At 74.0% G+C, this 13,540-nt stretch carries 13 protein-coding genes; 6 read left to right on the forward strand and 7 right to left on the reverse strand.

Annotated elements, in window-relative coordinates; all coding sequences use genetic code 11:
- Positions 1-151 precede the first annotated feature (151 nt).
- Complete coding sequence (locus tag ACIRFL_RS32805) at positions 152-826, reverse strand: carbonic anhydrase (protein WP_404035685.1); 675 nt, start codon at positions 824-826, stop codon at positions 152-154.
- Positions 827-1,189: 363 nt separating this feature from the next.
- On the opposite strand from ACIRFL_RS32805, the gene ACIRFL_RS32810 reads away from it, so the two are divergent.
- Positions 1,190-2,032, forward strand: coding sequence for a MurR/RpiR family transcriptional regulator (locus ACIRFL_RS32810; RefSeq protein ID WP_404035688.1), 843 nt, complete (start codon positions 1,190-1,192; stop codon positions 2,030-2,032).
- Between the two features lie 87 nt (positions 2,033-2,119).
- Entirely contained in the window at positions 2,120-2,713 is a 594-nt protein-coding gene (locus tag ACIRFL_RS32815) for a hypothetical protein (RefSeq protein ID WP_404035690.1), read from the forward strand.
- A gap of 13 nt (positions 2,714-2,726) precedes the next feature.
- Here the strand turns inward: ACIRFL_RS32815 and ACIRFL_RS32820 are convergent, their stop codons facing one another.
- The 5 genes from ACIRFL_RS32820 to ACIRFL_RS32840 all read right to left on the reverse strand — a co-directional run bounded on the left by ACIRFL_RS32820 (position 2,727) and on the right by ACIRFL_RS32840 (position 6,470).
- Entirely contained in the window at positions 2,727-3,101 is a 375-nt protein-coding gene (locus ACIRFL_RS32820; protein ID WP_404035693.1) for a hypothetical protein, read from the reverse strand.
- Positions 3,102-3,118: 17 nt separating this feature from the next.
- On the reverse strand, positions 3,119-3,610 hold the full coding sequence (locus tag ACIRFL_RS32825; RefSeq protein ID WP_404035696.1) for a roadblock/LC7 domain-containing protein: 492 nt from the start codon (positions 3,608-3,610) through the stop codon (positions 3,119-3,121).
- Positions 3,611-3,641: 31 nt separating this feature from the next.
- The gene (locus tag ACIRFL_RS32830; protein ID WP_404035699.1) at positions 3,642-4,448 is read right to left on the reverse strand and encodes a transcriptional regulator; all 807 of its coding nucleotides are present in this window, start codon (positions 4,446-4,448) and stop codon (positions 3,642-3,644) included.
- Positions 4,445-4,840, reverse strand: a complete 396-nt coding sequence (locus ACIRFL_RS32835; protein WP_404035702.1) for a hypothetical protein — start codon at positions 4,838-4,840, stop codon at positions 4,445-4,447. The genes ACIRFL_RS32830 and ACIRFL_RS32835 overlap by 4 nt, the downstream gene beginning before the upstream one ends.
- A gap of 169 nt (positions 4,841-5,009) precedes the next feature.
- The gene (locus ACIRFL_RS32840; RefSeq protein ID WP_404035705.1) at positions 5,010-6,470 is read right to left on the reverse strand and encodes a diaminopimelate decarboxylase; all 1,461 of its coding nucleotides are present in this window, start codon (positions 6,468-6,470) and stop codon (positions 5,010-5,012) included.
- A gap of 140 nt (positions 6,471-6,610) precedes the next feature.
- Here ACIRFL_RS32840 and hutU point away from each other — a divergent pair, with 140 nt between their 5' ends.
- From hutU to hutI, 4 genes are all read left to right on the forward strand, one after another.
- Positions 6,611-8,275, forward strand: coding sequence for a urocanate hydratase (gene hutU / locus ACIRFL_RS32845; protein WP_404035708.1), 1,665 nt, complete (start codon positions 6,611-6,613; stop codon positions 8,273-8,275).
- A gap of 221 nt (positions 8,276-8,496) precedes the next feature.
- Positions 8,497-9,693 carry an allantoate amidohydrolase gene (locus ACIRFL_RS32850; protein WP_404035838.1) on the forward strand — a complete coding sequence of 399 codons (1,197 nt, stop codon included), beginning with the start codon at positions 8,497-8,499 and terminating at the stop codon, positions 9,691-9,693.
- Between the two features lie 17 nt (positions 9,694-9,710).
- Positions 9,711-11,027: a formimidoylglutamate deiminase gene (locus ACIRFL_RS32855; protein WP_404035841.1), complete on the forward strand. Its 1,317-nt coding sequence runs from the start codon at positions 9,711-9,713 to the stop codon at positions 11,025-11,027.
- Positions 11,028-11,122: 95 nt separating this feature from the next.
- On the forward strand, positions 11,123-12,295 hold the full coding sequence (gene hutI, locus ACIRFL_RS32860; RefSeq protein WP_404035711.1) for an imidazolonepropionase: 1,173 nt from the start codon (positions 11,123-11,125) through the stop codon (positions 12,293-12,295).
- A 172-nt stretch (positions 12,296-12,467) separates the two neighbouring features.
- Here the strand turns inward: hutI and ACIRFL_RS32865 are convergent, their stop codons facing one another.
- Positions 12,468-13,343, reverse strand: a complete 876-nt coding sequence (locus tag ACIRFL_RS32865; protein ID WP_404035714.1) for an RNA polymerase sigma factor SigF — start codon at positions 13,341-13,343, stop codon at positions 12,468-12,470.
- Positions 13,344-13,540 lie beyond the last annotated feature (197 nt).

Below are 13,540 nucleotides of genomic sequence, written 5' to 3' on the forward strand. Positions count from 1 at the left end.
CCCTCAAGCGAGCCGAGCACCGCGATGCGCCACCACCAACCACGGCAGTCCTCACGATCTCCAGACCGAACACCACCTAAGTCACCGGCATTGGGGCTAGCCCCCCTCTTGGCGTCAGGACGGCGGCACCACGGCTGCCCCAGAGCGGGTGTCAGGGCAGCAGGGAGACGAGACCGGTGGCCAGGTCGCAGCGGGCCGCCGCGACGTACGCCGGTGTGAACGCCGGGTCCGCGCGGATCGCGTCCCGGACCCAGGCGGTGTGGGCGCGCATGGTGTGCTCGGCCCAGTCGCCGGGGACCGCCCGGGTCCGGCGTGCCGCGGGGATGATCTCGCCGACGAGCAGCCGCAGATGCCCCGGCACCGGCGCGCCCGTCCGCAGGTGCTCCAGGGTGGCGGCGACGGCACCGCAGCGCTCGTGCCCGAGGACGAGCACCAGGGGGATGCGCAGCTCCTCCACGCCGTACTGCACGCAGGCGAGCACCGCCTCGTCGAGCACCTGGCCGGCGGTCCGGGTGCACAGCAGGTCGCCGAGGCCCTGGTCGAAGACGAGTTCCGGCGGCACCCGGGAGTCGACGCAGCCCACGACCGCCGCGAAGGGGCGCTGCCCGGCGGCGGGCACGCGGTGCCGTCCGCGGTCTTCGTGCGGGTGGCGGGGGCGGCCGGCGGCGTAGCGACGGTTGCCGGCGAGGAGCGCGTCCAGGGCGGCGGGCGCGGTGCGCGGGGGACGGGACGGGGGGCCGGGTCTGGCCGCCACCGGTGTGGCGGGGGCGGCGGCCAGCGCGCCGACGGCGGTGGCCGTCAGGAAGGCCCTGCGGTTCGGGACCATGACGCTTCCTCAGGAGTCGTGCGTACGGCACCTTTCACGGTATGCACAAGGACGGCCACGCGGTGTGGCCATGGGGGATCTGTGGCCGATTCCCGGGTGCATCGGAGCCAGCGGGGCACCGGCGTCTGCCCGGTCACCGGCGCGGGCGTCCTCCGCGCCGGCGCACGGGGCGCGCGGCGCCGCGCCACCGGCCGGGACACAGCGCCGGATCACGGCCTGGATCAGCGGATGTCCCTTGCCCGGCTGTATACGGTCATGCAGAGTTCTTGGTGTGTGAATAGGGCGCCCGGTGCTCCGGCGTCCATCGGCGGTCCGGGTCCGAGGGAGTCCGGACCTAATGGTCATCTGGAGGGGGAGCACGTGATGAGCGTGACCGACAGCCCTGCGACCCGCCTGCAGGCGCTCTTCGAGGGGCACCGGCTCACGCCGACCCAGCGGCGCATCGCGCACAGCATGGTGCGGCGGGCCGCCGACGTGCCGTTCCTGTCCAGCGTGGAGCTGGCCGAACTGGCCGGGGTCAGCCAGCCGTCGGTGACCCGGTTCGCGGTCGCCCTCGGCTTCGACGGCTACCCGGCCCTGCGCAGGCACCTGCGCGACGTCGTGCCCGCCGAACCGGCCCCGCACACGGCGTCCCACAACGAGTACCAGCAGGCCGTCGAGGCCGAGATCGAGAACCTGCGGCACCTGGCGGAGGTCCTTGCCGACCCGCGGCCGGTGCACAGGGCGGGCCGCGTCCTGGCCGCCTCCCGGCCGCTGCCGGTGCTCGGGCTGCGCGCCGCCGCCGCGCAGGCCTACGGCTTCGCGTACTTCGCCGCCAAGGTGCACCCGGACGTCCGGCTGCTCGACGAGGGCGGCACCATGATCCAGGACCGGGTCGACGCGGCCGTCCGCGCGGGCGCGAGCGCGCTGCTGTGCTTCGCCCTGCCACGGCACCCGCGCGAGGTCGTGGACACCCTGGCCTACGCCAAGGGCGCCGGGCTGACCGTGGTCACCGTCGCCGACTCGGCGTTCGCGCCCGTCGCCCGCCACAGCGACCTGCTGCTGCCCGCCGCCGTCGGCACGGGCCTCGCCTTCGACACCGCGTGCGCGCCGATGCTGCTCGGGCGGGTGCTGCTGGAGGCGATGTGCGACGACCTGCCGGACGCCCAGGCGCGGCTGGAGGAGTTCGACACGAAGGCGGCCGCCCGCGGGCTGTTCGTGGAGTGACCCGCCGCTCTCAGACTTGTCTCACGTTGTCCCGCTACCGTGCCTGCCCGCAGGCACTCGAAGGAGCCGGAAGACGGGAGGCCGGACGTGGCACGTGGAGGACGTGGGGGACACGGCCTGGCCCGGGTGGCCGTCGTGGTGCGGGCCGGGGCGGCACCGCTGTGGTGGCTCGGGGTGTGCGCGGCCGGCATCGGCGTGCTCGTGCCGGGCGTGACCGGGCGCCGGATCGGCGTGCTCGGCGGGGCCGCGCTGTTCGTCCTCGGCGCCGCCGTCGTGGCGTGCACCCGGCGCCGCCGCTACACGGCTCTCGCCGCCGGCGCGGCCCGCGCCGGACGGCACGATGTGCTCCAGGACCGGGCGGTGACGGTCCGCGTCTGGCGCCGCGGCCACCGCTGGTGGCTGCTGCTCGCCTTCCTCGCCGCGCTCGGCAGCTCGTTCGCCGCGCCGGCGGCCGGCGGCATGCTGCTGGCCGGGACCGGTGCCGGGCTGCGGCTCAAGGCCGCCTGGCTCGGGCGGCGCGAGCGGGCCGGGGACGCGCTGCTGTGGGTGCGGGTCGACTGGCTCGACGGGCGCGGCGGACGCCCGGCCGGCAAGGCGGTCAGGGCGTACCGGGGCACGGGCATCGCGGCGGGCGACGCGGCCCCGGGCGGGGCGCGCCGCCGCACCGCGGCACTCGTCTGACCGTGGCCCCGCCTCAGACCTCCAGGTCCTGCTCTATCCGCTTCAGCTGGTGCCGGGCCATCGCGAGGTTGGCCCGGCCGGAGTCCAGCACCAGATACAGGAACAGGCCGTTGCCGCCCCGGCCCTTGAGCAGCCGGATCAGGTGGTACTGGTTGCTCAGCGTGATCAGGATGTCCTCGATCTCGCTCTTCAGGCCCAGGTGCTCCATGGTGCGCATCTTGGCCCGGATGACGTCGGTGTTGCCGGCGGCGGCCACGTTCAGGTCGAAGGTCTTGCTGCCGCCCATCGTGCCCAGCGCCATCCCACTGGTGTAGTCGACCAGCGCGACGCCGGTGGCGCCCTCGATGGAGGTGAGGGCCTCTTTCAACGCCGTCTCGGTGTTGGCCATGGCGGTGATTCCTTTCGTCAACTGTCGGTTGCGGTGCGCGCGTCGGTCATGGCGGCGCCCTGGGCGCGCGCGGTTCTGGTACGTGCGGCGGCGGCACGGCCCGCCGCCGGTTTCCCGGCCCGTTCGGCCGCGGCGCTCTCCGCGGCGTCGACCAGCTCGCCGATCCGGGCGGCGGCCCGGCGGCCCTCCAGGTGCAGCCGGCCGACGTTGACCCGGTCCTGGGTGAGCAGGGTGAGGACCGCGGTGCGGCCCGCCGCGTAGGTGGCGACATAGCCGCCGGAGCCGCGGACGAGCAGTTCCCGCAGCTCGCCCTGGCCGGTCGCGTCGGCGAGCCGCACGGCGACGCCGAGCGCGGCGGCGGTGAGCGCGGCCAGGCCCTCGGGATCGACACCGGGGGTGTCCTGGGCGACGACGAGCCCGTCGACGCCGGCCGCGAGGGCGCCGGTGAGCTGGGGGACGCGGGTGCGCAGCCGGCGCAGCTCGTCGAGGATGTCCGACTCGGCCGCCATCAGGTGTCTCCTCTCGGTGGGACGGTGCCGTTCAAAGGGCCTCCAGCGCATCCCTGAGCCTCTTCAGCAGCGCGATGTCCGGGTCGGTGACCTCGGGGGCGGGTGGGGGAGCGGCGGCCGTCGAGCGGCCCGGCGACAGCAGCCCGGCCGCCGCGAGCCGTCGTACGTCCACCAGGGTGTGGAACCCGTGTCTGCCCAGCTCACGGGCGATCTCGGGGGCCGTGCGGACGCCGTCGGCGCGGTCCAGCACCGCCCGCCCGCGCGGCGTGGGGGGCGGGGCCGCGACCGGGTCGGCCCGGATCAGCGGCGCCTGGTCGACGGCCGGGTCGGGCCAGATGCGGTGCAGCAGCCGGCGGCGGCGCAGCGTCTCGCGCTCCAGCGCCGTCACGGGGACCGGACGCAGCGGTCCTGGCCGGGCCACGGCCTCGTAGCGGAAGCGGCCGGGGGCGCTGCTGGGCGCCAGCGCGAAGTACCCGGCGTCGTACAGCGCGCCCAGGTGGCACAGCTCCAGGGCGCCCGTGGTGAGCCGGCCGGCGTCGAGCAGCAGCCGGACGGCGCCGGGCGGGTCGGCGGCCCGTTCCGCGGCCTGCCGCCATACGGCCTCGTCGAGCGTGCCCCGGGCGGTGAGGAGCACATCGAGGCCGGGGGCGAGGGGGCTCTCCGCGTGGATCACCCGGCCCTCGTGCAGCAGCAGCGTGCCGTGCTCGCGCACGAGCACCCCGGTGGCCCGCTCGTCGGCGAGCCGGGTGAGCATCGGGGAGAGGGCGCCGTGGGTACGTTCCCAGGCGGTCGCCCCGTTCCGCACGGGCAGCGGCGGCGGTGTGGCGACCATGGTCATTCCAGCACCAGCCGGGCGGCCATCTCGCCGAGCCGGATGCGGGCGAGCGCGAGGTTGCCGTCCTCGCGGGCCAGCCACAGGTGCAGGAAGACGGTGCTGTCGAAGGGCGTGTCCACGAACCGCAGCAGGTGGTAGCTGTGCCGGTTGCTGACGATCAGATCCTCGACCGGGGGGCGTTCGCCGCCACCGGGGTCGTCGGCGGCGGCGAACGCCCCGTGCTCGGCGGCCAGCCTGGCCAGCTCGGCGGCCTCCGCCGCGGATGTCTCATGGTCCTCGCCGGGGGCCTCCCCGACGGTGCCCAGGGCCAGTCCGCTCGTCCAGTCGACCAGCGCGGCGCCCCGGGCACCGGGCAGTCGCATGGCTTCCAGTAAGCACTCGTCGATTCCGGGCACCGTGGCTCCCCTCCCGCCTGGGACTCCGGCTGAGTGACGACGACACTACGCAAGGTGTGCGGGAGGGGTGAGGCTTCTGGCATTTTCCACAGGAACATGCGGCCGATGAACTAAGGTGGCTCAACTGTGGTGCGCCGCAAGGTCCTTGGCCATGGCGCCCGGGGGCATGTCAGGGGTGCTCGGGCGGCCGGAGGCCGGTGAGCGCGGTGGCGTGCGCCCCTCCCGACTCGGCCACGATCTCCTCGATCGTCTGCGGCGCCCGCACCGTCGCGAAGGCCACCTCGCCCGTGCCGTCCGCCACGAAGCCGTACACCCCGGGCCGGGCCAGGGAGTTGTACGCGTAGTGGTGGGCGAAGTAGTACGCGCCCGTGTCCAGCGCCGCCGCGTAGTCCCCCTGGTCGAGCGGGGGCAGCGCCCGGCCCTCGGCCAGCAGGTCGCCGGAGAAGCAGGCAGGACCGGCCACGTCCTGCACCACCTCGGGCCCGGCCTTGGGCCGGCCCTTCGCGTCGTATGCGGCGATCCTGAGCGGCCACGCCCCCGGCGCGTACACCGTCCGCGTCGCCACCTGCACGCCCGCGTGGGTCACCGCGACCCGTCGCCCGCCGGCGCTCTTGGCGTACTCCACCCGCGCCACGACGGTGCCGTGCTTGGCCAGCAGCGACCGCCCGAACTCGGTCACCAGCCCGTACCGCCCGTCGAACAGCCCCGGTACGGCCTCCCGCAGCACGCGTGCGTACCGCGCGTACGTCGGCGCCGTCGCGTCCGACTCGAAGTTCACCGGCAGTCCGCCGCCGATGTCGAGCGTGTCGATCTGCCGCCGCCCGGCGCGCTCGTTGATCTCCTCGGCGAGCGCGTACGTCTCCGCCACGCCCTGTGCCAGCAGCGCCAGCGGGATGCCCTGCGAGCCGGTATGCGCATGCAGCCGGGTCAGCCACGGCCGGTCGAGGAACGCCCGTACGACCCACTCGCGGGCGCCCTCGTCGCGCAGCGCCACCCCGAACTTGGAGGTCGCCGTCGCCGTCGAGGTGGCCCCGATGGAACCCCCGCCGATCTGCGGATTGACCCGGATGCCCAGCCGGGAGCGGGTGGGCGCCGACCGCACCAGGGCGTCGATGCGGTCCAGTTCCTGCGCGTTGTCCGCGTTGACCGCGATGCCCAGCGCCAGCGCCTCGCGCAGTTCGGCCGGGGTCTTGGCGGGCGAGTCGAGCACGGTGCGCAGCGGCGGAACCCCGGCCGCCCGCGCCAGCGCCAGCTCGCCCGGGCTGGCCACCTCCGCGCCGATGCCCTCGCCGTCCAGCAGCCGCAGGACGGCCACCAGCGGGGTCGCCTTCACGGCGAAGGCGTGCAGCACCGGTGTGCCCGGCGCCACCACCGCGTCGAACGCCGCCCGCAGCGCCGCCGCCGAGTCCCGGATGCCGGTGACGTCCAGCAGCCCGACGACGGGTGCCGCGGGCCCGAGCAGCCCCTGTGCCACGGCCGCCCGCACCGCCTGGTCCCGCCGGGCGGCCCGCCCGTCCCCGTCCGCCGCGTCTTCCCGCGCGCCCTCGCGCGTCCCGTCGTAGGTCCCGTCCGTGTGCGTGTGGTCACCGGTGTCCACGGCGCCCCCCGTCCCGTCGTTGCCTGAGCCCATGCGTCCAGCCAAACATCCGTGCCGCGTCCCGTGGCGGCTCACCCCCGTATTGACTAGCCCTATTCATGGCGCCAGGATGTGAATAACCACAGCAACACGCTGCAGTGACCCGCCGGGAGCGATCCGCTAGGAGGCACACCATGTCAGGACCCCGCGCCGTACGAGCGCCCCGCGGTACGGAACTGAGCGCCCTGGGATGGCAGCAGGAGGCCGCCCTGCGGATGCTGCAGAACAACCTGGACCCCGAGGTCGCCGAGCACCCCGACAAGCTCGTCGTCTACGGCGGCACCGGCAAGGCCGCCCGCGACTGGCGCTCCTTCGACGCCATGGTCCGCACCCTGCGGACCCTCAAGCAGGACGAGACCATGCTGGTCCAGTCCGGCCGCCCGGTCGGCGTGATGCAGACCCACGAGTGGGCCCCGCGCGTCCTGCTCGCCAACTCCAACCTCGTCGGCGACTGGGCCAACTGGGAGGAGTTCCGCCGTCTGGAGGCCCTCGGCCTGACCATGTACGGCCAGATGACCGCCGGCTCCTGGATCTACATCGGCACCCAGGGCATCCTCCAGGGCACCTACGAGACCTTCGCCGCGGTCGCCGCGAAGAAGTTCGGCGGCACCCTCGCCGGGACGATCACCCTGACCGCGGGGCTCGGCGGCATGGGCGGCGCCCAGCCGCTCGCCGTCACCATGAACGACGGCGTCGCCATCTGCGTCGACTGCGACCCGCGCGCCATCGAGCGGCGCATCGAGCACCGCTACCTCGACGTGAGGGCCGACAGCCTGGACCACGCCCTGCAACTGGCCACCGAGGCGCGCGACGCCCGCCGTCCGCTGTCCATCGGCGTCCTCGGCAACGCTGCCGAAGTGCTCCCGCAGCTGCTCGCGATGAACGCCCCGATCGACATCGTCACCGACCAGACCTCCGCTCACGACCCGCTGGCGTACCTGCCGGCCGGCATCGCCTTCGACGACATGGCCTCCGCCGCGGCCAAGGACCCGGCCGGCTTCACCACCCGCGCCCGCGAGTCCATGGCCCGGCACGTCGAGGCCATGGTCGGCTTCCTGGACGCCGGCGCCGAGGTCTTCGACTACGGCAACTCGATCCGAGGCGAGGCCCAACTCGCCGGATACGAGCGGGCGTTCGCCTTCCCCGGCTTCGTCCCCGCCTATATCCGACCGCTGTTCTGCGAAGGCAAGGGCCCCTTCCGGTGGGCGGCCCTGTCCGGCGAGGCGGCCGACATCGCCAAGACCGACAAGGCGATCCTGGAGCTGTTCCCGGAGAACGAGTCCCTGGCCCGCTGGATCAGGATGGCCGGCGAACGCGTCCACTTCCAGGGCCTGCCCGCCCGCATCTGCTGGCTCGGCTACGGCGAGCGCGACAAGGCCGGCGAACGCTTCAATGACATGGTGGCGTCCGGCGAACTGGCGGCCCCCCTCGCCATCGGCCGCGACCACCTCGACTGCGGCTCCGTCGCCTCCCCGTACCGGGAGACCGAGGCCATGCTCGACGGCTCCGACGCGATCGCCGACTGGCCGCTGCTGAACGCCATGGTCAACGTGGCCTCCGGCGCCTCCTGGGTCTCCATCCACCACGGCGGCGGCGTCGGCATGGGCCGCTCCATCCACGCCGGCCAGGTGACGGTGGCCGACGGCACGAAGCTCGGCGGCGAGAAGATCCGCCGCGTGCTCACCAACGACCCCGGCATGGGCGTCATCCGGCACGTGGACGCGGGGTACGACAGCGCCGAGTCGGTGGCCGCCGAGCGCGGCGTGCGGGTCCCGATGCGCGAGGGTGACGACGCGTGAGCCGCGACCCGGGCGGGCAGGGCGGCCCTCCGGCGGGCGCCGAGGACTCGGCGCCGTCCACGGGTGCGGCCGTGCCCACCCTCCCCCAGGAAACCGCGACAAGCACGGGCACGGGCGAAACCCCGGCCACCCCGCGAAGCGACGGCCCACGGCCACGCGGCGCCGCCGGTCACGAGGAGCCCGGCGGAGCCGCGGGCCACCACGCGCCCTCCTTCCAGGAGATGTGGGCCGAACTGCTGCCCATCGGCCGGCACCCCGACTCGGGCGGCTACCGGCGCTACGCCTGGACCGGGGCCGACGCCGAGTGCCGCGCCTGGTTCCGGGAGCAGGCGGAGCGGCGCGGGCTCGCCTACGAGGCCGACCGCAACGGCAACCAGTGGGCCTGGCTGGGGGACCCGGCCGCCGGAGACGCGGTGGTCACCGGGTCGCACCTCGACTCCGTGCCCGACGGCGGCGCCTTCGACGGGCCCCTCGGCGTGGTGTCCGCCTTCGCCGCCCTCGACGAACTGCGCGCACGGGGTGTGCGGTTCGGCCGGCCCTTCGCCGTCGTGAACTTCGGCGATGAGGAGGGCGCCCGGTTCGGGCTCGCCTGTGTCGGCTCCCGGCTGACCGCAGGACAGCTCACCGTGGAGCAGGCGCACCGGCTGACCGACGCCGACGGCGTCACGCTGCCCCGGGCCATGGCCGCCGCCGGACATGACCCCGACACCATCGGGCCGGACCCGGAGCGGCTGGCCCGCATCGGCGCTTTCGTCGAACTCCACGTCGAGCAGGGCCGGGCGCTCGACCTGTCCGGCGACCCGGTCGGCCTCGCCGACGCCATCTGGCCGCACGGGCGCTGGCGGCTCGACTTCCGCGGTGAGGCCAACCACGCGGGCACCACCCGGCTCGCCGACCGGCGCGACCCGATGCTGCCGTACGCCGAGACCGTGCTCGCCGCCCGCCGCGAGGCCCGGCTGGCCGCCGCCGTCGCCACCTTCGGCAAGATCGCCGTCGAGCCGAACGGGGTCAACGCCATCCCCTCCCTGGTGCGCGGCTGGCTCGACGCCCGCGCCGCCGACCAGACGGCCCTCGACACGGTCGTCACGGGCGTGGAGCAGGCCGCGCGCGAGTACGCCGCCGCCCACGGCGTCGACGTCGACGTCGTCCGCGAGTCCTTCACGCCCGTCGTCGAGTTCGACCACGCCCTGCGCGACGAACTCGCCCGCATCCTGGGGCCGCGCATGAAGGTGCCCGTCCTGGGAACCGGTGCCGGACACGACGCGGGAATCCTCTCCGGGAGCGTCCCGACCGCCATGCTGTTCGTGCGCAACCCCACCGGCGTCTCGCACTCGCCGGCCGAGTTCGCCGCCGAGGACGACTGCGCGGCCGGGGTGACCGCGCTCGCCGACGTACTGGAAGGGCTGGCCCGCGCGTGACCAAGAGGACCTACTGGATGGAACACGCCTGGCTCGGCGACCGGGTCGAGCCGGGTGTGGCCGTCGAGGTGGCGGCCGGGCGCATCACGGCTGTCCGCGAGGAGACGCCCGCCCCGCCGCCCGGGGCCGAGGTGCTGCGCGGTCTCACGCTCCCCGGGCTGGCCAACGCGCACAGCCACGCCTTCCACCGCGCCCTGCGCGGCACCGTCCAGGTCGGCTCTGGCACCTTCTGGACCTGGCGCGAGGTCATGTACTCCTTCGCCGACAAACTGACCCCGGACACCTACCACGCGCTGGCCCGCGCCGTGTACGCGGAGATGGCGCTGGCGGGCGTCACGGCGGTCGGCGAGTTCCACTACGTGCACCACGCGCCCGGCGGCACCCCCTACGCCGACCCGAACGCCATGGGCGAGGCGCTCATCGACGCCGCGGCCGAAGCCGGCATCCGCATCACCCTCCTCGACACCTGTTATCTCTCCGCCGGCTTCGGCAGCCCGCCCACCACCCATCAGCGCCGCTTCTCCGACGGCACCGCCGAGTCCTGGGCGACACGCTGTTCACTTCTCAAGGAGCGGGATCACGCACGGATCGGGGCGGCCGTCCACTCCGTACGGGCCGTGCCCGCCGGGCAGTTGGCGACGGTGGCGCGATGGGCGCAGGAGCGGCGGGCCCCGCTCCATGTGCACCTGTCCGAGCAGACCGCCGAGAACGAGGCATGCCTGGCGGCGCACGGCCGCACGCCCACCCGGCTCCTCGCCGACCACGGCGTCCTCGGCCCGCGCACCACCGGCGTGCACAACACCCATGTCACCGGCGACGACATCGCCCTGCTCGGCGGCTCCGGCACCGGCACCTGCATGTGCCCGACGACCGAGCGGGACCTGGCCGACGGCATCGGCCCCGCGGCGGCCCTGCAACGCGCGGGCTCCCCGCTCAGCCTCGGCTCCGACAGCCACGCCGTCATCGACCTGCTCGAAGAGGCGCGCGCCATGGAGCTGAACGAGCGCCTGCGCACCCGCACCCGGGGCCACTGGACGGCCGCCGCCCTGCTGCGGGCCGCCACCGCCGACGGCCACGCCGCCCTCGGCTGGGACGAGGCGGGCACCATCGAGGCGGGCGCGCTCGCCGACCTCACGACGATCGCGCTCGACTCGGTCAGGACGGCCGGGCCGCTGCCCAGGCTCGGCGCCGAGACCGCCGTATTCGCCGCGAGCGCGGCGGACGTGCGGCACACGGTGGTCGCGGGCCGGCACGTCGTGCGCGACGGGGCGCACACCCTCGTCCCCGACGTGCCGCAGGCGCTGGCGGCAGCGGTCGAAGCCCTGCGCGCCTGACGCCCCCGGCCGGCCCGCCCCCGACCAGCCGGCCTCTGACCAGGCCGCCCCCGATCAGTTCGCCCACGATCAGCCCGCCCACGGACAAGGACGCCATGAGCAGCACCGCCATCACCCACATCGCCACGCTGGTCACCAACGATCCCTCCTCCGGCGACGGTTCTCCCCTCGGTCTGATCCAGGACGCGGCCGTCGTCATCGACGGCGACCGGGTCGTCTGGACCGGTGAATCCAGCAAAGCACCCGCCACTGACAATCGGCTCGACGCCGGCGGCCGGACGGTGCTGCCGGGCTTCGTCGACTCCCACTCGCACCTGGTCTTCGCGGGCGACCGCACCGCCGAGTTCAACGCCCGCATGTCCGGCCGCCCCTACCGGGCGGGCGGCATCCGGACGACGGTGGCGGCCACCCGCGCCGCCACGGACGGGGAACTGGAGGCGAACCTCACCCGTTATCTGTCCGAGGCGCTGCGCCAGGGCACGACGACGTTCGAGACGAAGTCCGGATACGGCCTGACGGTCGCCGACGAGGCGCGCTCGCTGCGCATCGCCGCCGCCCACACCGACGAGGTCACCTACCTCGGCGCGCACATCGTGTCACCGGACTACGCCGACGACCCGGCCGCGTACGTCGCCCTGGTCACCGGCGAGATGCTGGACGCCTGCGCACCGTACGCCCGTTGGATCGACGTCTTCTGCGAGCGGGGCGCCTTCGACGGCGACCAGGCCCGGGCGATCCTCACCGCAGGCAAGGCCAAGGGCCTGCACCCCCGAGTACACGCCAACCAACTCTCCCACGGCCCCGGCGTGCGCCTGGCGGTCGAACTGGACGCGGCGAGCGCCGACCACTGCACCCACCTCACGGACGCGGACGTCGACGCCCTCGCGAGCGGCAACACCGTCGCGACGCTGCTGCCCGGCGCCGAGTTCTCCACGCGTGCCGAGTGGCCCGACGCCCGCCGGCTGCTCGACGCGGGCGTCACGGTCGCGCTGTCGACGGACTGCAACCCCGGTTCGTCCTTCACGTCGTCCGTGCCCTTCTGCGTCGCGCTGGCCGTGCGGGACATGGGCATGACGCCGGACGAGGCGGTCTGGTCGGCCACCGCGGGCGGCGCCGCGGCCCTGCGCCGCACCGACATCGGCCGCCTCACCCCCGGTGCGTACGCGGACCTGACCCTCCTGGACGCCCCGAGCCACGTACATCTGGCCTACCGGCCGGGCGTGCCCCTGGTGACCGGTGTCTGGCGCCGGGGCACCCGGGTCCTGTGACCAAGCGCTCCGCTGGACTTGCCGCGCTATGCCGTCGGTCGTCTGCGCCGCCGTTGTGGCTGGTCGCGCAGTTCCCCGCGCCCCTGCGGGGCGCTGTCGAACCGCAGTGGACTTCACTGGACCTGCTTAACCCAAGGGGCGCCCGGGAGGCGCGGCTGGCCCGGAGGGAGGGTCACTCCTCCAGCGTCAGCCCCTTGCGCAGCCGTACCAACGTCCGTGACAGCAGCCGGGACACGTGCATCTGCGAGATGCCCAGTTCCTCGCCGATCTCCGACTGGGTCAGGCCGGCCACGAACCGCAGGGACAGGATCTTCCGGTCCCGCGGCGGGAGTTCGGCGATCAGCGGCTTCAACGACTCGACGTACTCGATGCCTTCGAGCCCGTGGTCCTCGTAGCCGATACGGGCCGCGAGCGCGCCCTCGGCGTCGTCCTCCTCGGGCTGGGCGTCCAGCGAGGAGGCGGTGTACGCGTTCGAGGCCGCCATGCCCTCGACGACCTCCTCGTTGGAGATGCCGAGCCGCTGGGCGAGTTCGGACACCGTCGGGGCGCGGTCCAGCTGCTGGGCCAGTTCGTCGCCCGCCTTGGCCAGGTCGAGACGCAGTTCCTGAAGCCGGCGCGGCACCCGCACGGACCACGAGGTGTCCCGGAAGAACCGCTTGATCTCGCCGATGATGGTCGGCATCGCGAAGGTCGGGAACTCGACACCGCGGGAGAGTTCGAAGCGGTCGATCGCCTTGATCAGGCCGATCGTGCCCACCTGGATGATGTCCTCCATCGGCTCGCTGCGGGAGCGGAAGCGGGAGGCGGCGAACTTGACCAGCGCGAGGTTGAGTTCGACGAGAGTGTTGCGGACGTAGGCGAATTCGTGGGTGCCTTCCTCCAGCGATTCCAGCCGCTCGAAGAGGGTCTTGGACAACGCCCGTGCGTCGACGGGTCCTACCTCGTCGTACGGGGGGATCTCGGGAAGCCCCGCGATGGGATCCAGCTGTTCCGGTGGGGGTGTCGACGTCGCGGTCTGGGTATGCGATGCGTCGAGCCGGGGTGACATGGTGTCCTCCATCGTTCTCGGCAATTGGGCTGCCGAAGCCATGCGTGCACTGCGGTGTGCGGCGCCTCCAAAGCCGGCCGTGTCGGTTTGTGTGTCCTTACTAGCCCTACCTGCTTCACCGAGACCGGTGCAAGTGGCTTTTGTGAGGATATGTCCATTTGTGTGCGGTTGTTCGGGTGTCGGAGTGCGTACGGAAG

Origin of the sequence: Streptomyces sp. NPDC102462 (genome assembly GCF_044765425.1) — a bacterium.
GTDB lineage: Bacteria > Actinomycetota > Actinomycetes > Streptomycetales > Streptomycetaceae > Streptomyces.

What these genes read in the sequence shown, in the direction of transcription:
- ACIRFL_RS32855 (WP_404035841.1), top strand. Translation starts at nt 9,711, where the DNA reads ATGGAACACGCCTGGCTCGGCGACCGGGTCGAGCCGGGTGTGGCCGTC.
- ACIRFL_RS32820 (WP_404035693.1), bottom strand. Translation starts at nt 3,101, where the DNA reads ATGGCCAACACCGAGACGGCGTTGAAAGAGGCCCTCACCTCCATCGAG.
- ACIRFL_RS32830 (WP_404035699.1), bottom strand. Translation starts at nt 4,448, where the DNA reads ATGACCATGGTCGCCACACCGCCGCCGCTGCCCGTGCGGAACGGGGCG.
- ACIRFL_RS32810 (WP_404035688.1), top strand. Translation starts at nt 1,190, where the DNA reads ATGAGCGTGACCGACAGCCCTGCGACCCGCCTGCAGGCGCTCTTCGAG.
- ACIRFL_RS32825 (WP_404035696.1), bottom strand. Translation starts at nt 3,610, where the DNA reads ATGGCGGCCGAGTCGGACATCCTCGACGAGCTGCGCCGGCTGCGCACC.
- hutI (WP_404035711.1), top strand. Translation starts at nt 11,123, where the DNA reads ATGAGCAGCACCGCCATCACCCACATCGCCACGCTGGTCACCAACGAT.
- ACIRFL_RS32805 (WP_404035685.1), bottom strand. Translation starts at nt 826, where the DNA reads ATGGTCCCGAACCGCAGGGCCTTCCTGACGGCCACCGCCGTCGGCGCG.
- hutU (WP_404035708.1), top strand. Translation starts at nt 6,611, where the DNA reads ATGTCAGGACCCCGCGCCGTACGAGCGCCCCGCGGTACGGAACTGAGC.
- ACIRFL_RS32850 (WP_404035838.1), top strand. Translation starts at nt 8,497, where the DNA reads ATGTGGGCCGAACTGCTGCCCATCGGCCGGCACCCCGACTCGGGCGGC.
- ACIRFL_RS32840 (WP_404035705.1), bottom strand. Translation starts at nt 6,470, where the DNA reads ATGGGCTCAGGCAACGACGGGACGGGGGGCGCCGTGGACACCGGTGAC.
- ACIRFL_RS32865 (WP_404035714.1), bottom strand. Translation starts at nt 13,343, where the DNA reads ATGTCACCCCGGCTCGACGCATCGCATACCCAGACCGCGACGTCGACA.